This window comes from Nocardioides sp. Bht2 (assembly GCF_047308515.1).
GTDB lineage: Bacteria > Actinomycetota > Actinomycetes > Propionibacteriales > Nocardioidaceae > Nocardioides.
Genome location: NZ_JBLBWI010000015.1, coordinates 1 through 21,578 on the forward strand (window position 1 = coordinate 1; position 21,578 = coordinate 21,578).

The following is a 21,578-nucleotide window of genomic DNA, read 5'->3' on the forward strand; positions in this document are numbered from 1 at the left end:
GTCGGGTCGGTGCCGAGGGTGGCTTCCTGGGCGTCGGTGAGGCCGTCGCCGTCCGTGTCGCCGGTCGGCGCCACGTCGTCGGCCGGGTTCAGCGGGTCGGTGCCGGCGCCGACCTCGGCGCCGTCGTTGACGCCGCCGTTGTCGGTGTCGGCCTTGGTCGGGTTGGTGTTGTGGTGCTTCACCTCATCGCCGTCGGTCAGGCCGTCGCCGTCGGTGTCCGGGTTCGCCGGATCGGTGCCGTGAGTCGCCTCTTCGGCGTCGGTGAGGCCGTCGCCGTCGGTGTCCGCCGGGCCCGCGATGTCGTCTGCGGGGTCGAGCGGGTCGGTGCCGTTGTTGACCTCGGCACCGTCGTTGACGCCGCCGCCGTCGGTGTCCGCCTCGAGCGGGTCGGTGTTGTGGGTGTTGACCTCGGCACCGTCGGTCAGGCCGTCGCCGTCGGTGTCCGCTTTGGTCGGGTCGGTGCCGAGGGTGGCTTCCTGGGCGTCGGTGAGGCCGTCGCCGTCGGTGTCGGCCGGAGCCGGCACGTCGTCGGCGGGGTCGAGCGGGTCGGTGCCGTTGGTGATCTCGGCGCCGTCGTTGACGCCGCCGCCGTCGGTGTCGGCCTTGAGCGGGTCGGTGTTGTGGGTGTTGACCTCGGCGCCGTCGCTGAGGCCGTCGCCGTCGGTGTCCGCCTTGTTCGGATCGGTGCCCGCGGCGATCTCGTCGCCGTCGTTGAGGCCGTCGCCGTCGCTGTCACCCAGGATCGGGTTGGTCGGCTCGTTGTCGTAGTCGTCGTTCTCCGAGCCGGTGACCTCTTCGAGGTTGGTCAGGCCATCGCCATCCGGGTCCTCGTCGGAGTCAGGGGTACCGTCGCCGTCGGTGTCCGCCTTGTTGGGGTCGGTCTTGGTGAGCTCGATCTCCTGGGCGTCGGTCAGGCCGTCGCCGTCGGTGTCGGCCTTCGTCGGGTCGGTCGGCTCGTTGTTGAAGTCGACGTTCTCCGAACCGGTGACCTCTTCACCATTGGTGAGACCGTCGCCGTCCGCGTCCTCGTCGAAGTCGCTGGTGCCGTCACCGTCGGTGTCGGGGTTGGTCGGGTCGGTCCCGATGATCACTTCCTGCTCATCGGTGAGGCCGTCGCCGTCGGTGTCGACCGAGCCACACTCCACCCCGCCGGTCGGCGCGGTCGCCTTGGCGCTCATCGGCGCGAGCGCGAGGTGCACGTCGGCGAGGTCGTTGAGCGGGCCGAGCGGAACGATCGGCAACAGGTCCAGGTCGACCTTGATGTCGAGGAGCGCGTCGAGCACACCCTCTGCGGTGAGGCCGTCGTCCAGGTCGGTGGGGGAGAGCAGACTGATGTCGACGGTGGCCTTGGCCAGGCCCAACACGTTGATCGGGAGCGAGATCTTGCCGCCGGGGGCGTTGTTCAGGATCTGCGCCGGCTGATTGCCGATGACGACCTCGACGGTCGGGTTGTTGAACGTGGTGGTGCCCGGGTTGACGCCGTCGGAGGTGGAGACGACCTCGACCGCGTCGGTGACGTGGATGCCGATGCCCTCGACGCCGAGGACGTCGAGGATCTTGATGTCGCCGACCTCGGTGGTCGCCTTGGTGACGACAGCCGAGCTGCCGTCGCCGTCGGCGTCGACCAGGCTGGTCTCGGTCGTCGTCGAGGAGGCGCCGACCTTGGCCACCGTCACGCTGGTCAGCCCGACGTTGACGTCGGCAACGCCGAGGCTCGCCAGGTTCACGGTGTTCTTGCTCAGCAGCCGGCTGCCGTCGGCGTCAGCGTCGGTGACGCAGGACTGGGTCCCCCCCGGGGTGGTCTCCCAGTTCGACTCGGAGGTGCCTTGCATGAGGCCCACGGCGAGCACCGGCGCCAGTGGCACGGCGTTCGAGGTGAAGTCGTCGGTCTCGCTGGCCGGAGCGTCGGTGCTGATCTCGGTCGGGTTGATGGGGAACCCGGCCACCGCTGCTTCGAGGTTCTTGCTCTCGCCCGTCACGTTCGACGAGGCTGCGGTGCTGTTCACAGCACCTTGGGTGTGGCCGACCCGGATGTTCGCCAGGTCGAAGGTCGCCAGAGCGGCGTCGACGACGGCGATGTCGGAGTGGCTCGCCGCGGTGTAGTCCGCGGGCAGCGGCGCCGCTAGGGCTGGCGACTGCGCTGAGGCAAGGGTTAGGACGGCTGCCACAGACAGGCTGGTGGCCACTGCAGCGACTCTTCGGATACGCATGGAACTCTCCCTGGTTCACGGTGCGGGTGCTGTGCGGATGGAGAGAGCATGCGTGGTCCAGACCAGTTCTGTACCCAAAACTGATGAGTTGCCTAAGCGTCCCCCCGCTGATGTGAACGACGGTGGGGCGAATTCGTAACGGCCGAACTTCATCAATTTTGGGTACGGTCCAACTTCGCCCCCGATCGGGGAGGGTGTGCGCGGTCGTCGGCCGGGCGCGAGAGGGCCGAGAGGGGGCCTGGGCAACGGGCGGGGCTGAGCGTGGCCGCACAGGTAGCCCCGGTTGGACGCGGCAACTCCACCCCGCGTACTCTTTACCGTGCGCCAGAAGTCTGCCTGCGTCCCAGACGGAGTGGACTCTCGCTCGCTATCACTTGCGGTGCTCAAACCCCGCGTGATCGATGGTAGTGAAACTGGATTTGTGGCGCGCCCGTACGACCACATCCACCCAAGGAATCATTTCCCTTATGACCAGCATCTCCGCTCTTCCGGACTACGACGCGCCGCAGGTTGCGATCAACGACATCGGGTCCGAAGAAGACTTCCTCGCCGCCATCGACGCGACGATCAAGTACTTCAACGACGGCGACATCGTCGACGGCATCATCGTCAAGGTTGACCGCGACGAAGTCCTGCTCGACATCGGCTACAAGACCGAGGGTGTCATCCCCTCCCGCGAGCTCTCCATCAAGCACGATGTCGACCCGTCCGAGGTCGTCTCGGTCGGTGACTCCGTCGAGGCCCTGGTTCTCCAGAAGGAGGACAAGGAAGGCCGCCTGATCCTGTCCAAGAAGCGTGCTCAGTACGAGCGTGCCTGGGGCACCATCGAGCAGGTCAAGGAAGAGGACGGCGTCGTCGAAGGCACCGTCATCGAGGTCGTCAAGGGTGGTCTCATCCTGGACATCGGTCTGCGCGGCTTCCTGCCGGCATCGCTGGTCGAGATGCGCCGCGTGCGCGACCTGCAGCCCTACGTGGGTCAGACCCTCGAGGCCAAGATCATCGAGCTCGACAAGAACCGCAACAACGTGGTCCTGTCGCGCCGTGCCTGGCTCGAGCAGACCCAGTCCGAGGTTCGCCAGGGCTTCCTGACCCAGCTCCAGAAGGGCCAGATCCGCAAGGGTGTCGTCTCCTCGATCGTCAACTTCGGTGCCTTCGTGGACCTGGGCGGCGTCGACGGCCTGGTGCACGTCTCCGAGCTGTCCTGGAAGCACATCGACCACCCGTCCGAGGTTGTCACCGTGGGCGACGAGGTCACCGTCGAGGTCCTCGACGTCGACATGGACCGCGAGCGCGTCTCCCTGTCGCTCAAGGCCACCCAGGAAGACCCGTGGCAGCACTTCGCCCGCACCCACCAGATCGGTCAGATCGTTCCGGGTAAGGTCACCAAGCTGGTGCCCTTCGGTTCGTTCGTCCGCGTCGAGGAGGGCATCGAGGGCCTGGTCCACATCTCCGAGCTGGCCGAGCGCCACGTGGAGATCCCGGAGCAGGTCGTCCAGGTCAACGACGACGTCATGGTCAAGATCATCGACATCGACCTCGAGCGTCGCCGGATCTCCCTCTCCCTCAAGCAGGCCAACGAGACGGTCACCGCTTCGGAGGCCGAGGAGTTCGACCCGACGCTGTACGGCATGACCGCGTCGTACGACGAGCAGGGCAACTACATCTACCCCGAGGGCTTCGACCCGGAGACCGGCGAGTGGCTGGAAGGCTTCGACGACCAGCGCGCCAAGTGGGAAGAGGACTACGCCAAGGCTCACGCTCGTTGGGAGGCGCACGTCAAGCAGCAGGCTGAGGCCAAGCAGGCCGAGGCTGAGGCTGGCGAGGCCACCTCGTACAGCTCGGACGCCGAGACCGGCGCCGCTGCTGTGGGCGGCTCGCTCGCTTCGGACGAGGCGCTGCAGGCGCTCCGCGAGAAGCTGACCGGCGGTAACTGAGTCCGCGACAGCGGCTCAGCGCTTTAGCTGAGAACGGCCCCGAACACCAGGTGTTCGGGGCCGTTCTGTATTTCTGCCGGGCGTCGGGTGAGGTCGCGTCACGAGAGGCGGCCGCGCGCCTCGAAGGGGTCGGCATGGTGGCTGCGGGGTGCGGGCCGTGCGCCCCGGCTGCGGTGTCCGTCGTTGGCGACGGCACGGGGGAGGGCGGCCAGGGAGAGGAGGGACAGGGTGGCGAGGAGGATCAGGAGTACGGTCATGGCTTAAATTCTGCGCTCGATGATTATCGGCCACCAGTGGCCTGAATGCCGTACTCCATTGAAATTCGGCCACTCCTGTGCGACTGTGGCTGAGTGCTGACCAATGTTGCGGTGCTCTGCTTCGACGGTGTCGCCCCGTTCGAGCTCGGGTTGCTCTGCGAGGCCTTCGGGCTCGACCGCAGCGACGACGGCGTACCGGTCATCGACTTCGCCGTCTGTGGAGTCACCCCGGGCCGGATCCGCACCTCATCGGGGGGTTTCGGGGTCGACGTGGAGTACGGCCTGGAGCGGGTCTTCGAAGCGGATCTGGTCGCCGTCCCCGCTCAGTCGTCGGCGGAGACGACGCCCGTCGAGATCCTGGAGGCGCTCCGGGAGGTGCACGCGGCCGGGACCCGGTTGATCTCGGTCTGCAGCGGGGCCTTCACGCTCGGAGAGGCCGGACTCCTCGACGACCGCGAATGCACCACGCACTGGCGCTACACCGACCAGCTGCAGAGTCGTTTTCCGCGAGCACGGGTGGTCCCTGAGGTGCTCTACGTCGACAGCGGTCAGGTGATCACCTCCGCTGGTAGCGCCGCCGGCTTGGACGCCTGCCTCCACCTCTGGCGCCAGGAGTACGGCGCCGCGACGGCGAGCCGGATCGCCAGGCGGATGGTGGTGCCGCCGCACCGCGACGGTGGCCAGGCCCAGTTCATCGCGCGGGTGGTTCCCGACTGCGACGCCGACACTCTCGGTCCGCTGTTGACCTGGGCGGTGGAGAACCTGGCCGACGACCTGAGCATCGAGACCCTCGCCAAGCGCGCCCACATGTCGGTGCGCACCTTCTCCCGCAGGTTCCGCGACGAGACCGGGGCCACCCCGCACGCCTGGGTCACCGCGCAGCGCCTCGCTGCGGCTGAGGAGCTGCTGGAGTCCGGCGACGAGTCGGTGGAACGGATCGCCACCCGGGTCGGGCTGGGCAACGCGGCCACCCTGCGCCATCACTTCACCCGCGCTCGCGGCGTCAGCCCGCAGCGCTACCGGCAAGCCTTCCGCGCCGCCACCACCACCGCCAGCTAGCCCCCGAGGGCGCAGGAATGGCGCGCGAGGGCGCAGCTAGAGCTCCCGGCGGAGCACCTTGCCGGTCAGCGTCCGCGGGAGGACCGCGGCGAATCGGTACTCCTTCGGCCGTTTGGGTGGTGCGAGGTGAGTGGCGGCGTGAGCCCGCAACGCCTCCTCCTCGACGTCGCCGACGACGGTCGCCGTGACCCGTTGCCCCCAGGCGTCGTCCGGCACCGCGTGCACCGCCACGTCGACGACGCCGGGCACGGCGCTGAGCACGTTCTCCACCTCGACGGGGTAGACGTTGACCCCGCCGGTGATGATCAGGTCTTCGCGGCGACCGCTGAGGTAGAGGTAGCCCTCCTCGTCGAGACGGCCCAGATCGCCCACGGTGAACGCCGGGCCCTCCGGCGTCTCGCGCCACGCGGCGGCCGTCTTCTCGGGAGCGTTGAAGTAGCTGAAGCGTGCGGCAGGTGGCACGACGCACCAGATCACGCCGTCCTCGACGAGCAGGCGACGGTCGCGCCGGGCCCGTCCGACCGTGCCGGGACGAGCCAGCCACTCTTCGCTGCGGCAGGCGGTGAACTGCCCTTCCGTCGAACCGTAGAACTCCCAGGTGCTCTGGGGTGGGAACGCGTCGATCACGCGCTGCTTGAGGGCCGGCGGACAGGGAGCGCCAGCGTGGGCGACCAACCGGAAGGAACTCAGGTCCGGGACCCCGACCTCGTCCCAGTGCGCGAAGAGTCGCTGCAGATGGGCGGGGACGCAGAACATCGTGGTGGGGCGTTCATCCTGGATCAACCGAGTGATCGTCGCCGGGTCGAAGCCGGGCTGGAGCCCGTCCTCGGCGAAGCCGACGACTGTGCCGCCGGCGAGCAGGGTCGCGGTGGCGAAACGGAGCGGCGCGGAGTGGTAGAGCGGGCTGAGGACCAGGTTGACGTCGTCCGGGCCGAAGCCCCACAGCTCGCGTTCCTCGGCGACCAACGCCGCGGCCTCGGCCGGATCGAGCACCCCGCTGAAAACTCCCTTGGGGCGTCCGGTGGTGCCACTGGTGACATGCATCGGGCGGCCCAGTGGCAGGCCACGGCGGTCGACGGCGGGAAGCTGCGCCAGCAGGTCGGTGACCTCTGCGGAGGTGGTGAGGGTCAGGGCCGGTGTCAGGTCATCCAGGACACCGGTCCGTTCGCTGGGGGTGAGCCGCGGGTCGAGCGGCACCGGGAAGACGCCGTCGGCGAGGAGCGCCAGAACCAGATCGAGGTAGTCGCGGCTGCCTGGAACCAGCAGAGCGACCCGGTCCCCAGGGTGTAGCGAAGCGGGCGAGGTCACGCCCGTATCCTTCCATGCAGCCACTAGCCACCCCCTGAAAGGCAGAGTCAATGAGCGGCGCACGGGTAGGACTCACCGGCGGGATCGCCTCGGGTAAGAGCACGGTGGCGGCGATGCTCCGCGAGCTCGGTGCGGTGATCATCGACGCCGACCAGTTGGCGCGTGACGTCGTCGCTCAGGGAACGCCGGGCTTGGCTGCGATCGTCGCGGAGTTCGGGGCAGACCTGCTGGGCGCGGACGGTGAGCTGGATCGGCCCAAGATGGGTGCGTTGGTCTTCGCCGACGAAGCCGCGCGCCGCCGTCTGGAGGCGATCGTGCACCCGTTGGTCTTCGAGGCGATCAACGCGTTGGAGGCCGCGGCCCCCGACGGTGCCCTCGTCGTCCACGACATCCCGCTGCTTGCCGAGTCGGGGCGGGCTGACACCTTCGATGCGGTGATCGTGGTTGATGTGCCCACCCAGCTGCAGGTCGACCGGATGGTCCGCGATCGGGGGATGACCCAGAGCGACGCGGCTGCGAGGATCGCGGCCCAGGCGACGAGGGAGCAGCGGTTGGCGATCGCGACCTATGTCATCGACAACACCGGAACGCTCGACGACCTCCGCAATCGGGTTGCGGAGGTCGTCAAGGAGATCACGCAGTAACTGCGCTTTCGGTTGCTAATTGGTGCGCCCTCGGGGGCCATTGGTGAGCCCTCGGGTCAGGCGGCGAGGTCCGGGTCGGCGAACCGGCGCAGCTTCTGCAGCGCCTCGCGCTCCAGTTGGCGGACCCGCTCGGCGGAGATGCCGTGCTTGGCGCCGATGTCGGCCAGCTTGTGCTGGCGGCCGTCGGAGAGGCCGTAGCGCGAGCGGATGATGTCGGCGGCGCGGTCGTCGAGCTGGCCGACCAGGGCGCTGAGCCGGTCGCGGCTCTCGGTGTCGAGCACCTCCAGGTCCGGGCTCGGGCTGCTGGACTGGGCCATCAGGTCACCGAGGCTGGTGTCGCCGTCCTCGTCGACCGGGGTGTCGAGGCTGACGTGGTCACGGCCCCAACGGATCAGGTCGAGCACCCGCTCGACCTCGAGTCCGAGCTCGGTGGCGATCTCCTGCGGCTCCGGGTCGCGGCCCAGCTGACGTTCCAGGGTGCGGCGGGCGCTGCCGACCTGGTTCAGCTCCTCGACCACGTGGACGGGCAGCCGGACCACGCGTGCCTGCTGGGCGATACCGCGGGTGATCGCCTGGCGGACCCACCAGGTGGCGTAGGTGGAGAACTTGTAGCCCTTGGCGTAGTCGAACTTCTCGACCGCGCGGATCAGGCCGGTGTTGCCCTCCTGGATGAGGTCGAGCATCGGCATCTGGGAGCGACCGTACTTGCGGGCGATGGAGACCACGAGGCGCAGGTTGGCGTTGATGAAGGTGCGCTGCGCACGCTGGCCTTCGGCGGCCAGCCACTCCAGCTCCTCCTCGGTGGCCCACTTGGGCGCACCGCCCTTCTTGCGTCCGACGCGTCCTTCGGCGAGGAGGTGCTCGGCCAACAAGCCGGCTTCGATGGTCTTGGACAACTCGACTTCGGTCACTGCGTCGAGCAGCGGCGTGCGAGCGATCTCGTCAAGGTAGAGGCCGACACTGTCGCGGCCCTCGATCTCGCGGCTTGCAGTGGTCTTCGTGGCCATCTGGACAACCCTCCTCTTCCGAGCGGCAGTCACCGGTAGGCAACTGCCACACATCTGGTCCAACCACCGGGCGGACGGGGTCATTCCCGTACCCGTGTTGAACGCCTTCACACGTAACGACGTGCGGGAAGCAGGAGAAGTTGCCAAGATCGCGACTTCTCAGGGAGTTCTCAGGGGAAGCCCCAGAATCAGGCGCGCTTAACCCGATCGAGGATCCAGGCCAGGGTGAAGGCACGGTCCGTCCAGGCGCGGTAGCGCCCCGAAACCCCACCGTGTCCGGCCGACATCTCGGTCTTGAGCAGGAACTCGCGGCGGCCGGTGGCGGTGACCCGCAGCTTGGCGATCCACTTGGCCGGCTCGACGTAGAGCACCCGGGTGTCGTTCAGCGAGGTCTCGGCGAGGATCGGCGGGTAGTCCTGCGCGACGACGTTGTCGTACGGCGCATACGAGGCGATGGTGGCATAGGCGGCCGGGTCGTCGGTGGGGTTGCCCCACTCGTCGTACTCCATCACCGTCAGCGGCAGCGACGGGTCGAGCATCGTGGTCAGCGGGTCGACGAACGGCACCTGGGCGACGATCCCGGCGTACAGCTCGGGAGCGCGGTTCACGATCGCGCCCATCAACAGACCGCCGGCGCTGCCGCCCTCGGCGACCAACCGGTCGGCGCTGGTCCAACCGGTGGCGATCAGGTGCCGGGCACAGGCGTTGAAGTCGTCGAAGGTGTTCGACTTGTGGGCGAGCTTGCCGTTGTCGTACCACCGGCGGCCCATCTCGCCGCCGCCCCGGACGTGGGCGATCGCGAAGCCGACGCCGCGGTCCAGGAGGGAGAGCCGGGCGATCGAGAAGTACGGGTCCATCGAAGCCTCGTAGGAGCCGTAGCCGTAGAGCAGTACCGGCATCGTGCCGTCCGTGGCGGCGTCCGCCGGGACAACCAGGGAGATCGGCACCTGCTCGCCGTCGTCGGCGGTGGCCCACAGTCGGTGCTCGGTGTATCGGCTCGCGTCGTAGCCGCCGAGGACCGGCGTCTCCTTGAGCAGCGTCAGCGACCGCTCGCGAACGTCGTAGGAGTAGACGGCGCCCGGCTTGGCCAGCGTCGTGTAGCCCAGCCGCACCACGGGTGCGTGGAACTCGGGATTGCTACTCGAGCCGATCGTGTAGAGCTCGTCGTCGAACTCCACCAGATGGTCGTCGGCGATGCCGTCGGTACCGAGGTCGAGGATCCGGAGCTGGGTGAGCCCCTCGCTGCGCTGGTGCACCACGAGGTGGCCGGCGTAGGCGTCGACGTCCTCCAGGCGGACGGCCGGGTCGTGCGCGATCAGCGGCTGCCACCCGGTGTGGTCGGTCGGGGCGAGCGGGGCACGGGAGAGCTCGAAGTCCGGACCACTGGCGTTGTGCAGGATCAGGAAGCAGTCCTCGCCGCCGATGATGGCGTGCTCCAGGTTGTACTCGATGCCCTCGACCCGCTCGGCGAAGACGGTGAACTCCGCCGCGTCGGCGTCCGCGTCGAGGACCCGGAACTCGGTGGTGGTCTTCGAGCCGGCCACGATCATCAGGAAGCGGTCGGTGCGGCTGCGGCCGACCGAGACCCAGTACCGGGCGTCGGGCTCGGAGAAGACCAGTTCGTCGTCGGCCTGCGCCGTGCCGAGGGTGTGCCGCCAGACCTTGTCGGGGCGCCAGGTCTCATCGACCGTTGTGTAGTAGAAGTGCTCGCCGGCACGGTCCCAGGTGGCGCCGCCGAGCGCGCCGGTGATCTCGTCGTCGAGGAGCCGCCCGGTGCGGAGGTCGCGCACCCGGATCGTGTAACGCTCGTCGCCGACCACATCGGTGGCGTAGGCGAGCAGGGCGTCGTCGGGGGAGATGGTGGAGCCGCCGAGCGAGAAGAACTCGTGACCCTCCGCGAGCACGTTGAGGTCGAGCAGGACCTCCTCGCCGGGGAGTGCGGGCTCGTCCGGAGCGGTACCGGTGGCGGGCACCGGGGGAGTCCAATCGTCGAAAGCGGCCGGCACCCGGCAGCTCGCGCCGTACTCGCGGCCCTCGAAGGAACGGGAGTAGTACCAGTGGTCACGGATCCGGACCGGGACCGAGAGGTCGGTCTCCAAGGTGCGTTCCTTGATCTCGGCGAAGATCTGTTCGCGCAGGCCGGCGAGGTGCGCCGTCTGCTGCTCGGTGTAGTCGTTCTCGGCCTCGAGGTAGGCGATCACCTCGGGGTTCTCCTTGTCGCGCAGCCACTCGTAGTCGTCGACCCGGCGCTGGCCGTGGAGGTGGGTCTCGACGGGCACCTGCCGGACGATGGGTGCAGGCTGGGGAGCGGAGGGCGATGACGACATGGGGAGACCCTATCCACGGCGTCCGACACGAGAGGATGTCGCCATGAGGCAGATCGATGTGAACGCAGACCTGGGCGAGGAGATCACCGACGACGAGGGGTTGCTCCAGGTCGTCAGCAGCGCGAACCTCGCCTGCGGATTTCACGCCGGCAACCCCGCGATCATGCGTCAGGTCTGTGATCGCGCCGCGGAGCTGGGGGTAGCCGTCGGCGCTCAGGTCAGCTACCACGACCGGGAACACTTCGGCCGACGTCGGCTGGACGTCCCGGCACCGGTCCTGGCGCAGCAGGTCGCCGACCAGGTCGGGCTGCTCACCGAGATCGCGCGCGCCGCCGGTATCGAGGTCAGCTACCTGAAGCCGCACGGCGCGCTCTACAACCGGGTCGTGGAGGACGCCGAACAGGCCGGAGCCGTGTTGGCCGGTTCGGGGGAACTGCCGGTCCTCGGCCTGCCGGGAGGGGTCTTCTTGGAGTTGGCGCAGGCGAGCAACCGGGCGAGCTGGAGGGAGGGCTTCCCGGATCGGGGCTACACCAGCCACGGGCGCCTGGTGCCACGCGACGAGCCCGGTGCGTTGATCACGGCGGAGCCCGAGATCGTCCTCGGCGCGCTCCGCTTGGCCGAGCAGGTCGATTCGCTCTGTCTGCATGGTGATTCGCCCGGAGCGGTGGCACACGCCCGGGCCGTGCGGGCGGCGCTCGCAGCGGACGGTTTCAGCATCCGCCCTTTCTCCACAGGTGATTGAGCTTTCTGTGGAGAGACCCCGCGCGACCTGTGGAGAGACGGGCAAGTTCTGTGGAGAGGCGCGAAATACCCTGACCAATCCGCTCCCATCCCTTGCCAGTGTGACCTGGCCCACGTAGAAAGGCAGGACGCCTTCGGGGCCGGAACGCGAACCGTCACAGGGGAGCAGGCCGGTTCGGACGGCGGGCCAGGCAGGCGAGAAGGTCCACCACGGCTCCGACCGGAGTCAGCACGGGCGCCGATGACGCGGCGACCGGGACCAGAGAACCAGCCCGGCCGATCGGAGGCCGTCATCACCCGATCATCTGATGCGAGGGGTCCTGCGCTGCTCATACCGGCGCAGGGCCCCTCAGCCCAATTTTGCGCCATCCCCGGTTAACGTGTGCGCATCACGGCTGCGCGTGTCGTGCGAGAGCCGAGGAGGGCAGATGCGGGTGCTGGAGTACGGCCCCGATGCGCTCCTGGTCGAGGTGCCGGACGAGGCGGCGATCGCCCTGGCTGCGGATGCCCGGGCGGCGCGGTTGGCCCGCGACATCGTCCCCGGAGCCCAGACAGTCCTTCTCGACGGCGTCGCCGATCCAAACCGCGCGCACCGCTGGCTGGCCTCGTGGGAGTTCCACCCTCGGCAATCGAGCGGCGAGCTGGTCGAGATCGCGGTCAGCTACGACGGCCCCGACCTCGCCGCCGTCGCCGACCTCTGGGGGTGTTCCACAGCCGAGGTCGCCCGCCTTCACAGCGGGGTCGAATGGGTGGCGGCGTTCGGTGGGTTCGCTCCGGGTTTCTCCTACCTCCGTCCGCTCCGCGCCACCGCTGCGCTGGCCTCGGTGCCGCGGCGGGCCGAACCGCGCCCCCGCGTCGAGCCCGGATCGGTGGGACTGGCCGGACTCTGGAGCGGCATCTACCCGACGGCGTCACCCGGCGGTTGGCAGCTCATCGGGCGGACCGACGTGGTGCTGTGGGACCTCGCCCGCCCGGTGCCGAGCCTGTTGCCGCCCGGTACCCGGGTCAGGTTCGTGGCGCGATGACGATGCGGGTGCTCGCCACCGGCGGGCTGACCACCGTGCAGGATCGTGGGCGGACGGGGTGGGCGCATCTCGGGGTGCCGCGGGCGGGAGCGTTGGACGGGCCCGCCGCCGCGCTGGCGAACCGGCTGGTCGGCAACGGTGTCGACGCGGCGGTGGTTGAGGTGACGTTGGGCGGTCTGGTGGTGCGGCTCGCCGCAGCTCGTTGGTGTGCCGTCACCGGAGCTGCGCTGACGGTCCTCCGCGACGGTCGGTCGATGCCGCACGGGCAGGCGTTCTGGGTCCCTGCTGGCTCCGTGCTCAGCCTGGGGGTGCCGGAAGTGGGGGTCCGGAGCTATCTGGCGCTGGCCGGCGGGATCGCCGTCGAGCCGGTGCTGGGCTCTCGGTCGACCGACGTCCTGGCCGGTGTGGGCCCACCCCTCGTCGAGCCCGGCATGGACCTGCCGCTCGGGCCGCCCGGCGCGGGGCCGCGCCCTCTCGACGTGCCGGGCGGCGCCCGTCAGTCGCCGCCGACGGCGACAGACACGGTGCGTATCTGGCCGGGGCCGCGGGCGGACTGGTGCGAGGAGCCGATGGCTCGGCTCTGCGCCGGGAGCTACACCGTCGCGGACGCGTCGAACCGGGTCGGTCTCCGGTTGGTCGGCCCGGAGGTGGTGCGCCGTCGCCATCAGGAGCTGGCGAGTGAAGGCGTGGTGATGGGGGCGGTGCAGATCCCGCCGAACGGGCAGCCCGTCGTCTTCTTGGCCGATCATCCTGCGACCGGCGGCTACCCGGTGGCGGCGGTCGTGCACGCCGATGATCTCGCGCTCTGCGCTCAGCTGCGCCCGGGAGCCGAGCTCCGCTTCACTCCGGCTCGGTGAACCCTTCCACGGGCCCGTCCGTCGTCTCCTCCGCCGGTTCAGCGCCGACCGCGCCGACCGCACTGAGCGCGGTGTCCTCGATGGAGAAGCTCCGGACCGGGCCCGGCCCGGAGGCGGCGGTCTCGAAGCGGACGGTGACGACGCCCCGCCCCGATCCCCAGACCCAGCCGCGGCCGTGTTCGGTGTGGGCGACGTCCATGCCCGGGGTCCAGCGTCGTTCGGCCTCGGCGGGGATCTCGGGCAGCTCGGGCTCCTCCGCCTCTTCGGTGCCGACCATCGCGTCGCCGAAGAGGTCGTCCTGGACCCAGTCGGCCAGCCCCGAGACGCCGACGCCGAGCAGGCGGACACCTCCGGTGGTGTCCAGGTCGGTGAGCAGGCCACGGGCGAGCCGGGCGATCACGGCGGCGTCGTCGGTGGGGGAGGTCAATGTCGCCGACCGGTTCAAGGTGGTGAAGTCGTAGAGCCGGACCTTGATGCTGACGGTCCGCCCGGAGAGCCCGTGGCGGCGGAGCCGTCGGGCCACCTCGCCGGCGAAGCGGGTGAGCCGGGCGGCCATCATCGCCGGATCGGTGAGGTCGGTGGCGTAGGTGCCTTCGACGCTGACCGACTTGGCCTCGCGCTCGGCCTCTATCTCCCGGTCGTCCTCGGCGCGGGCGAGCCGGAACAGTGCCGTCCCGGACGCCTTACCGAGGACCGAGACGAGCTCGTCCTCACCGATCGCCTCCAACTCGGCGACGGTCTGGACGCCGATCCGGCGCAGCCGAGCGGAGGTGGCCGGGCCGACGCCGGGGATCACGGTGGCCTGCATCGGCCGCAGCAGGGCGCGTTCGGTCCCGGTCTCCACGATCCGCAGGCCATCGGGTTTGTCGAGTTCACTGGCTACCTTGGCGATGAACTTGGAGCTGCCGATCCCGACGCTCGCGGTCAGGCCACCGGTCGCCTCGGCGACCTCGGCGCGGAGCTCCTGGCCGAAATCGGTGAGGGCCGCGAGCGAGAAGTCGCGGGGCCCGCGACCGGGAGGGCAGGCGGCGAGGTCGACGAACGCCTCATCGATGGAGAGCGGCTCGACCAGCGGGGAGTGCGACCTGAGGATGGCCATCACGATCTTGCTCGCGGCGCGGTAGGCGTCGAAGCGGCCCCCGAGGTACGCCGCATGCGGACAGCGGGAACGGGCTTCGCGGGTGCTCATCGCGGAGCGGACGCCGAAGGCGCGGGCCTCGTAGGAGGCGGTGGAGACGACCCCGCGGCCACCCGTCCCGCCGACCACCACGGGCTTGCCGCGCAGGGAGGGTTTGTCGCGCTGTTCGACGGCGGCGAAGAAGGCGTCGAGGTCGAGATGCAGTACCGATGCCTCCGACCTCATGACAGGCACGTTAACCCCCGGGTCCTGCACAACCGTGCTCGGGCCCGCGGTGCCCACAGGTGATGCTGGTCGGCGGTTGGCTGGCACGTCGGCGGGGAGGTGAACGCCATGACAACGCACCCACCCCGCCGCCTCCGGACCCCCGACGACATCGCCGCCCACGTGGCATCCGTGATGGGGTTCCATCCCGACGACTCCCTGGTCCTGCTCACCTTCGGGTCGAGCTCCGGCTTCCAGGCCCGGGTCGCGCTCCAGGACAGCGACGCGATGCGCGCCGACGCCGTCCACCAACTGCTGACCGCCGCGCGGAGCACCCGGACGGACGCCGTCCTGCCGGTCCTCTACACCCCTGACCCGGAGCGTGCCCGGCAGATGCTGCTCGCGGTGGTCCGCGGCTTCAGCGCCGCGGGGATCCAGGTCCTGCCCGGCCTGCGGATCGCCGACGGGCTCAGTTTCGAACTCACGCTCCACCACGCGGGGACCGTCGGCCACCGCCTCGAGTTGGAGACACACCCCTTCCTGGCCGCGATGAGCGCGGCCGGGCAGTCACCGCATCCGTCGCGCGCGGCACTCGTCGCCACCTTGGACGCCGATCGGGAGGCACGCCGCGAGGTGCTGGTCGCACTCGCGCTCCGAGGCGACGCGCCACCCGACCCGGAGGCCGCGAACCTGATGCTCCGCCGTCATCTGCGCTGCGCCACCCAAGCGAACGTCGCGGAGTCGGTCGAGCTCTACCTGGTCCTGGCCGACGCCCGTGGCCGTCAGCTGGTCCGCTCGCTGTTGAGCCGACCCGCCGCGGCAGAGCATCTGGCCTTCTGGCCCCGGCTGGTCCGTTCTGCTCCGGCCGGTCTGATCGCCGAACCGCTCGCCGTCCTCGGGCTCGCTGCGTGGCTGGGTGGCAACGGTGCCCTCGGCTGGTGCGCCCTCGATCGGCTCGCCGAGTGCGCGCCACGCCACCCGGTGCGGGCCTTCCTGGCCACCCGCCTCGCCGAGGCGATCGAGCCGTCCGCCCGTTCGCTGGATGCGCTCACCGAGTGGGGCGCGCCGTGAGAATCGCTCGGCGCGGAACCGGCCGCCAGCCGATACCGTGGGGGAATGGGCGAAGAGGTGGCATCTCAGGAGTTCACACGAGCCGACCGCACCCGGCACCGGGAGAAGGTCCGGCAGTGCCTGGACGTGTTCGCGAAGATGCTGCGCGAACGGGCCTTCGAGGTCGACGATCCGATGACGGGCCTGGAGATCGAGCTCAACCTGGTCGACGAGAACGAGGCGCCGGCGTTGCGGAACGCCGACGTGCTGGCCGAACTCGCCGACCCTGACTTCCAGACCGAGCTCGGCCAGTTCAACGTCGAGATCAACGTGCCGCCGCGGACCCTGCGTGACGGCGGGCTCGGCGCCTACGAGCAGATGGTGCGGCGCAGCCTGAACGACGCCGAGCAGAAAGCGGCGGGCGTCGGTGCGCACATGGTGATGGTCGGCATTCTGCCCACTTTGGAGCCGGGGCACATGAGGCCCGAGACCTTGAGCCCGAACCCGCGCTACCGCCTCCTCAGTGACCAGATCCTGGCCGCCCGCGGCGAGGACATCGCCCTCGACATCCGCGGTGTCGAGTCGCTGCGGACGACGACCGACTCGATCGTCCCGGAGGCGGCCTGCACCTCCACCCAGCTGCACGTGCAGGTGGAGCCCGAGGAGTTCGCGGCCTACTGGAACGCCTCCCAGGCGATCGCCTCGATCCAGTTGGCGGTCGGGGCGAACTCGCCGATCCTGCTGGAGCGGGAGCTGTGGCGCGAGACCCGGATCCCGCTCTTCGAGCAGGCCACCGACACGCGGAGCGAGGAGCTCAAGGCTCAGGGTGTCCGGCCCCGGGTCTGGTTCGGTGAACGGTGGATCACCTCGGTCTTCGATCTGGCTGAGGAGAACGTCCGCTACTTCCCGGCGCTGCTCCCGGTGGTCGACGACGAGGATCCATTGGCGGTCCTGGAGGCCGGTGGGCTACCCACGCTGGCTGAGCTGAGGCTGCACAACGGCACCATCTACCGCTGGAACCGGCCGATCTACGACATCGCAGACGGTCGCCCACACCTCCGGGTCGAGAACCGGGTGCTGCCGGCCGGGCCGACCGTGCTGGACACGATGGCCAACGCCGCCTTCTACTTCGGTCTGGTCCGTGCCCTGGCCACCTCGCAGCGGCCGCTGTGGTCCCAGATGTCGTTCAGCGCGGCCGAGGAGAACTTCCACGTCGCGGCTCAACACGGGATCGACGCCCAGGTCTACTGGCCGGGCGTGGGGCAGGTGTCGGCGGCGGAGCTGGTGCTGCGTCGTCTGCTGCCGTTGGCCGCCGAAGGACTGGACTCCTGGGGCGTCAGTGCAGAGGACCGGGACCGTTTCCTCGGCGTCATCGAGCAGCGTTGCCTGCTCGGCCGTAACGGAGCGCAGTGGTTCGTCGACCGGCTGCATGAGCGTGAACGGGGGAGTGATCGCGCCGCCGCGCTCCGCGCCACCTTGGGTGACTATCGCGAGTTGATGCACTCCAACGACCCGGTACATGCCTGGTCCGGCTGAGACGGCACCACGCGTGACCTGATCCGGAGCCGCTGCCACTGCATCTGCTCGCCGGAGAAGGGCGCAGCCCACCCCGACTTCGTCACCACCAGCGCCGGGCTCAGCGGACGGCCGAGGTCGCGGCTGGCACCCCACGCGGACTGCAACCAGGCCAGATCGGTCGCCGTCACCTCGACGTCGCCGGGCCGGGTGATCCAGATCAGTGCCCCCGGTTCCTCGCAGTGACCGAGCAGCGCGAAACAGAGATCCAGCCGCAAGCCGGCGTCGACCCTGCCGGGATCGGTGACCGAGAAGGACCGATCATCGCCGTCGAGCCCGCCCACATGGAGAAGCCAGGGAAAGAGGCGACCCCGGTTCTGCTGGCGGAGTCGGTGCACTGCGAGTCGCAACGCCGGCCGGAGCGCGGCGAGCTCCTGAGCGGCGTTGCCGGGGTCCGGCCTGAGGGGTGACGGCACGGAATCCATCCTGCGCCTGTTCCGGCTCTCCGAGCGGTTTCTCCACAGCCGCGTCGGACCAGCGTCGCCCGAGCGTCGCGAACCGTCCGTGAGATCATCGGGCCATGGGTTTTCACATTGCCAATGAGCCGGAAGCCGACCGCGTGCTGGACGAGTATCCCTTTGCGGTGTTGGCCGGAATGGCCCTGGACCAGCAGTACGGAATGGAGCACGCCTTCCGGGGCGGTTGGAAGCTGCTGACCCGGATGGGCGACCTCGACACCGCCCGGATCGCGGCGATGGACCCCGAGGAGTTCAAGGCGGTCTGCGCCGAGACGCCCGCTGTGCACCGGTTCCCGGCGTCGATGGCGACGAAGCTGCAGGGGATCGCGGTGATCGTCGAGCAGGAGTACGGCGGCGACGTCACCCGACTCTGGACCGAGGCGAGTACCGGCAAGGAGCTGCTCAAGCGGATCATGGCCCTGCCCGGCTTCGGTAAGCAGAAGGCCCAGATCTTCGTGGCCCTGCTGGCAAAACAGCTCGGCGTGAAGCCGGACGGTTGGGAAGCGGCCGCGGGGGACTACGCCCTCGAGGGCTACCGCTCGGTCGCCGACGTCGTCGATGAGGACTCGCTGTTGAAGGTCCGTGAGTACAAGCAAGCAGCGAAGGCAGCTGCGAAGGCCGACAAGGCGTGAGCCAACCAAGGGCCGAAACTTGGTTCTCGCCGATCTCGTGGCAGAATGAAATCTGCGGCTCTTGACGTCACCGGGCTCGGCCGCGCCCCGATAGCTCCACCGAGAGGTTGTACGTGTCTTCGAGCTCGCGCAAGCTGCTGCCCGCGGAGGTCCTGTCTCACCCAGCCATTGTTGGCTTGGTGGAGCAGGCGGCACCGACCGGAACCCTCACTCCTGACGCCGTTCGCCGCGCCAGCGAGTCCGCCCAGGTCGAGCCGCAGCATCTTCGTGCTCTGCTGGTGCATCTGACCGAGCAGGGCATCACCGTCACCTTGAACGTCGAGGACCAGGGCCGCGCAGTGGCAGCCGCCGCGCCGCGCAAGGCCACCTCGACCGCTGCGGCCAAGAAGGCCGCAGCCAAGAAGGCGCCTGCGGCGAAGCCTGCCCCGGCCAAGGCTGCTCCGGTGAAGGCCGCGGCTGTGGCCGCGCCCGTCGCCGAGGCGACCGTCGGCCCGGACGGCAAGAAGGCCCTGCCCGACATCTCGGATGAGCAGTTCGAGAAGGACGTCGCGGCCGACCCCACGATCAAGGAGGACGAAGAAGAGGCCAGCTCGACCTCGACCTTCGTCGTCTCCGCTGCCGACGAGACCGATGAGCCTGCCCAGCAGGTCATGGTCGCCGGTGCGACCGCTGACCCGGTCAAGGACTACCTCAAGCAGATCGGCAAGGTGCCGCTGCTCAACGCCGAGATGGAAGTTGAGCTGGCCAAGCGGATCGAGGCGGGCCTCTTCTCCGAGGAGAAGATGGCTGCCGGCGGCAAGATCGCGCCGAAGATGCTCGAAGAGCTCGAGTGGATCGTCGACGACGGTCGCCGTGCCAAGAACCACCTGCTCGAGGCCAACCTGCGTCTCGTCGTCTCGCTGGCCAAGCGCTACACCGGCCGCGGCATGCTCTTCCTGGACCTGATCCAGGAGGGCAACCTCGGTCTGATCCGTGCGGTCGAGAAGTTCGACTACACCAAGGGCTACAAGTTCTCGACCTACGCCACCTGGTGGATCCGTCAGGCGATCACCCGCGCGATGGCCGACCAGGCCCGCACCATCCGGATCCCGGTGCACATGGTCGAAGTCATCAACAAGCTCGCCCGGGTACAGCGCCAGATGCTCCAGGACCTGGGCCGTGAGCCCACTCCCGAAGAGCTGGCCAAGGAACTCGACATGACCCCGGAGAAGGTCATCGAGGTCCAGAAGTACGGCCGCGAGCCGATCTCGCTGCACACCCCGTTGGGTGAGGACGGCGACTCCGAGTTCGGTGACCTGATCGAGGACTCCGAGGCGATCGTCCCGGCCGACGCGGTCAGCTTCACGCTGCTCCAGGAGCAGTTGCACGCGGTGCTGGACACCCTCTCCGAGCGGGAGGCCGGCGTGGTTTCGATGCGCTTCGGTCTCACCGATGGACAGCCGAAGACTTTAGACGAAATCGGCAAGGTGTACGGCGTCACCCGCGAGCGGATCCGCCAGATCGAGTCCAAGACGATGTCGAAGCTGCGGCACCCCAGCCGCTCGCAGGTTCTGCGCGACTACCTGGACTGATCCACACTCATGGTCCAACGGCCCGGCCCTTCGGTCGGGCCGTTGGTGTATTTCCGCCAGAAGCACGCGTAGGTTGGAGATCGTCGACTCACAGCGGCCCTCGGGGCCACGAATGGAGGAAAGACGATGCAGACAGCACTCAAGGTGATCGCGACGGGTCTCGGAACCGCCGCGCTCAGCCTGGGCATGCTCAGCTCAGCTGGCGCAGAGGTGCAACGGATCAACGACGGTGCCGACGTCACCGCCACCCTCAACGACATCCTCACCGTGCGGCTGGCGCATACCAAGACGACGGTCAGGGTCCGGACCACCTACCAGGACCTCCGCAAGGCCGTCGACGACGGCGGTGCGAGCACGTCGATCTATCTCGACACCCGGCCCAAGCGTCCCGGGCCGGAGTTCGCCCTGGTAGCGGGGCTGCAGTTGGGTACCGACTACCAACTGGTCCGGGTGAAGAACTGGAAGCTGGTCGGTGAACCGCTCAGCTGCCAGCACGACTTCGATGTGGTCTGGCCCAAGGAGACGACCCGCCTGGTGGTCAAGCGGAGCTGCCTCGGCAACCCGGCGAAGGTGCGGGTCAGCCAACGGGTCACCGACATGGCGGATGCCTCGCACCCGGTCCGGGACTGGGCACCGGATCGTCGTCAGTTCTCGGCGTGGGCGAAGTCCGGTAGGTAGTCGCGTCCAGCGTTGCCGACCGCAGGAGCACTGTGGCGCGGTCAGGTGACGACGACGCCGACCGCCCAGATGAAGGCGGCGGCGAGGGCCGCGATCGCCTCGATCAGGATGGAGAGACCCACGGCTCGGACCGCCGCCCAGGTGGTGGTCCGAGCCGTCCTCTCGCCCACCCGTTGGCATTCGGCGAGGTAGAGGCCGAGGACGAACCCGATCACGAGCCCGATGATCGGGACCACGAAGAAGCCGACGATGCCCAGCACGGCGCCGAGGAGCATCGACATCGGCGGTACACCGGTGTTCTTCAACTGTCGGCCCGGGACCAGGTACTTGACCACGGTGCCGACCGTCAGGACGGCGATGGCGACCGCCATCACGCTCCATCCGGTGGCGCTGCCGATATGGAAGCCCCAGACGACGATGGCGGCCAGGACCAGGAGGGTTCCGGGCAGGATCGGCACCACGATGCCGACGATGCCGATCGCGATGGCTACGGCACAGAGAAACTCGACCCCACTCACGCGGACACCCTAACGGGACGAGCGACCCAGAAAAGCCAGATGGCCCCCGACCCGAGGGTCGAGGGCCATACCGGAGGTCACTCAGTCGACAGGCGTCGGCTTCGCGGTGAGCTTGTGGGTTTCGTCGACGACGGTGGTCGCTACCTCGCGGAGCTTGTCGCCGTGCTCGCGCGCGTGGTGCGCGCAGAACAGGAGGTCAAAGCCGGAGGTCATCTGGACCCGGAGGTAGGCCTGTGCGCCGCATCGGTCGCATCGGTCCTCAGCGGTCAGGGAGGTGCTCGGGGCAACTGCAGTGGTCACGTCGGCCTCACTTTCGTTTCGCATACGTCCGGGTCAACGAGCAGATGATGGGAAAGATTCCCACCGTGGTTCATGTCTCACCGTG

Annotated in this window: 19 protein-coding genes and 1 pseudogene; 11 read left to right on the plus strand and 9 right to left on the minus strand. The window is 69.0% G+C overall.

Features of this window, described 5'->3' with window-relative positions; all coding sequences use genetic code 11:
* A pseudogene (locus ACLM5J_RS16445) lies at window positions 1-2,210 on the minus strand (hypothetical protein); the annotation flags it as partial.
* A 467-nt stretch (window positions 2,211-2,677) separates the two neighbouring features.
* On the opposite strand from ACLM5J_RS16445, the gene rpsA reads away from it, so the two are divergent.
* On the plus strand, window positions 2,678-4,144 hold the full coding sequence (gene rpsA / locus ACLM5J_RS16450) for a 30S ribosomal protein S1 (RefSeq protein WP_413657561.1): 1,467 nt from the start codon (window positions 2,678-2,680) through the stop codon (window positions 4,142-4,144).
* A 98-nt stretch (window positions 4,145-4,242) separates the two neighbouring features.
* Here the strand turns inward: rpsA and ACLM5J_RS16455 are convergent, their stop codons facing one another.
* Window positions 4,243-4,401: a hypothetical protein gene (locus ACLM5J_RS16455; RefSeq protein WP_413657562.1), complete on the minus strand. Its 159-nt coding sequence runs from the start codon at window positions 4,399-4,401 to the stop codon at window positions 4,243-4,245.
* Between the two features lie 93 nt (window positions 4,402-4,494).
* Here ACLM5J_RS16455 and ACLM5J_RS16460 point away from each other — a divergent pair, with 93 nt between their 5' ends.
* Window positions 4,495-5,460: a helix-turn-helix domain-containing protein gene (locus ACLM5J_RS16460; RefSeq protein ID WP_413657563.1), complete on the plus strand. Its 966-nt coding sequence runs from the start codon at window positions 4,495-4,497 to the stop codon at window positions 5,458-5,460.
* Between the two features lie 36 nt (window positions 5,461-5,496).
* Here ACLM5J_RS16460 and ACLM5J_RS16465 read toward each other — a convergent pair whose 3' ends face one another.
* Window positions 5,497-6,768, minus strand: a complete 1,272-nt coding sequence (locus ACLM5J_RS16465) for an AMP-binding protein (protein WP_413657564.1) — start codon at window positions 6,766-6,768, stop codon at window positions 5,497-5,499.
* 50 nt (window positions 6,769-6,818) lie between these two features.
* On the opposite strand from ACLM5J_RS16465, the gene coaE reads away from it, so the two are divergent.
* The gene (coaE, locus tag ACLM5J_RS16470) at window positions 6,819-7,412 is read left to right on the plus strand and encodes a dephospho-CoA kinase (protein ID WP_413657565.1); all 594 of its coding nucleotides are present in this window, start codon (window positions 6,819-6,821) and stop codon (window positions 7,410-7,412) included.
* A 56-nt stretch (window positions 7,413-7,468) separates the two neighbouring features.
* On the opposite strand, the gene ACLM5J_RS16475 is transcribed toward coaE, so the two are convergent.
* Complete coding sequence (locus ACLM5J_RS16475; protein ID WP_413657566.1) at window positions 7,469-8,419, minus strand: RNA polymerase sigma factor RpoD/SigA; 951 nt, start codon at window positions 8,417-8,419, stop codon at window positions 7,469-7,471.
* Between the two features lie 188 nt (window positions 8,420-8,607).
* Window positions 8,608-10,746, minus strand: coding sequence for a S9 family peptidase (locus ACLM5J_RS16480; RefSeq protein ID WP_413657567.1), 2,139 nt, complete (start codon window positions 10,744-10,746; stop codon window positions 8,608-8,610).
* A 43-nt stretch (window positions 10,747-10,789) separates the two neighbouring features.
* Between ACLM5J_RS16480 and ACLM5J_RS16485 the strand changes: the two genes are divergently transcribed.
* The 3 genes from ACLM5J_RS16485 to ACLM5J_RS16495 all read left to right on the plus strand — a co-directional run bounded on the left by ACLM5J_RS16485 (window position 10,790) and on the right by ACLM5J_RS16495 (window position 13,369).
* Window positions 10,790-11,488 (plus strand): 5-oxoprolinase subunit PxpA, encoded by a 699-nt coding sequence (locus ACLM5J_RS16485; RefSeq protein WP_413657569.1) that lies wholly within the window; start codon window positions 10,790-10,792, stop codon window positions 11,486-11,488.
* A gap of 427 nt (window positions 11,489-11,915) precedes the next feature.
* Window positions 11,916-12,512: a 5-oxoprolinase subunit B family protein gene (locus tag ACLM5J_RS16490; protein WP_413657570.1), complete on the plus strand. Its 597-nt coding sequence runs from the start codon at window positions 11,916-11,918 to the stop codon at window positions 12,510-12,512.
* The gene (locus ACLM5J_RS16495) at window positions 12,509-13,369 is read left to right on the plus strand and encodes a biotin-dependent carboxyltransferase family protein (RefSeq protein ID WP_413657571.1); all 861 of its coding nucleotides are present in this window, start codon (window positions 12,509-12,511) and stop codon (window positions 13,367-13,369) included. The genes ACLM5J_RS16490 and ACLM5J_RS16495 overlap by 4 nt, the downstream gene beginning before the upstream one ends.
* Here the strand turns inward: ACLM5J_RS16495 and ACLM5J_RS16500 are convergent.
* Window positions 13,353-14,732, minus strand: a complete 1,380-nt coding sequence (locus ACLM5J_RS16500) for a DNA polymerase IV (RefSeq protein WP_413657572.1) — start codon at window positions 14,730-14,732, stop codon at window positions 13,353-13,355. The two genes, ACLM5J_RS16495 and ACLM5J_RS16500, sit on opposite strands and share 17 nt — an antisense overlap.
* A 108-nt stretch (window positions 14,733-14,840) precedes the next feature.
* Here ACLM5J_RS16500 and ACLM5J_RS16505 point away from each other — a divergent pair, with 108 nt between their 5' ends.
* The gene (locus tag ACLM5J_RS16505; RefSeq protein ID WP_413657573.1) at window positions 14,841-15,782 is read left to right on the plus strand and encodes a DUF4192 domain-containing protein; all 942 of its coding nucleotides are present in this window, start codon (window positions 14,841-14,843) and stop codon (window positions 15,780-15,782) included.
* 45 nt (window positions 15,783-15,827) lie between these two features.
* Window positions 15,828-17,297 (plus strand): glutamate--cysteine ligase, encoded by a 1,470-nt coding sequence (locus tag ACLM5J_RS16510; RefSeq protein WP_413657574.1) that lies wholly within the window; start codon window positions 15,828-15,830, stop codon window positions 17,295-17,297.
* Here the strand turns inward: ACLM5J_RS16510 and ACLM5J_RS16515 are convergent.
* Window positions 17,246-17,752, minus strand: coding sequence for a hypothetical protein (locus ACLM5J_RS16515; RefSeq protein ID WP_413657575.1), 507 nt, complete (start codon window positions 17,750-17,752; stop codon window positions 17,246-17,248). The two genes, ACLM5J_RS16510 and ACLM5J_RS16515, sit on opposite strands and share 52 nt — an antisense overlap.
* A 104-nt stretch (window positions 17,753-17,856) precedes the next feature.
* Between ACLM5J_RS16515 and ACLM5J_RS16520 the strand changes: the two genes are divergently transcribed.
* The 3 genes from ACLM5J_RS16520 to ACLM5J_RS16530 all read left to right on the plus strand — a co-directional run bounded on the left by ACLM5J_RS16520 (window position 17,857) and on the right by ACLM5J_RS16530 (window position 20,675).
* On the plus strand, window positions 17,857-18,426 hold the full coding sequence (locus ACLM5J_RS16520) for an HhH-GPD-type base excision DNA repair protein (protein WP_413657576.1): 570 nt from the start codon (window positions 17,857-17,859) through the stop codon (window positions 18,424-18,426).
* Between the two features lie 107 nt (window positions 18,427-18,533).
* Complete coding sequence (locus ACLM5J_RS16525; protein ID WP_413657577.1) at window positions 18,534-19,997, plus strand: RNA polymerase sigma factor; 1,464 nt, start codon at window positions 18,534-18,536, stop codon at window positions 19,995-19,997.
* Window positions 19,998-20,123: 126 nt separating this feature from the next.
* Window positions 20,124-20,675: a hypothetical protein gene (locus ACLM5J_RS16530; RefSeq protein WP_413657578.1), complete on the plus strand. Its 552-nt coding sequence runs from the start codon at window positions 20,124-20,126 to the stop codon at window positions 20,673-20,675.
* A gap of 41 nt (window positions 20,676-20,716) precedes the next feature.
* Here the strand turns inward: ACLM5J_RS16530 and ACLM5J_RS16535 are convergent, their stop codons facing one another.
* The gene (locus ACLM5J_RS16535; RefSeq protein WP_413657579.1) at window positions 20,717-21,193 is read right to left on the minus strand and encodes a DUF456 domain-containing protein; all 477 of its coding nucleotides are present in this window, start codon (window positions 21,191-21,193) and stop codon (window positions 20,717-20,719) included.
* 81 nt (window positions 21,194-21,274) lie between these two features.
* Window positions 21,275-21,517 carry a hypothetical protein gene (locus ACLM5J_RS16540; RefSeq protein ID WP_413657580.1) on the minus strand — a complete coding sequence of 81 codons (243 nt, stop codon included), beginning with the start codon at window positions 21,515-21,517 and terminating at the stop codon, window positions 21,275-21,277.
* Window positions 21,518-21,578: the final 61 nt, after the last annotated feature.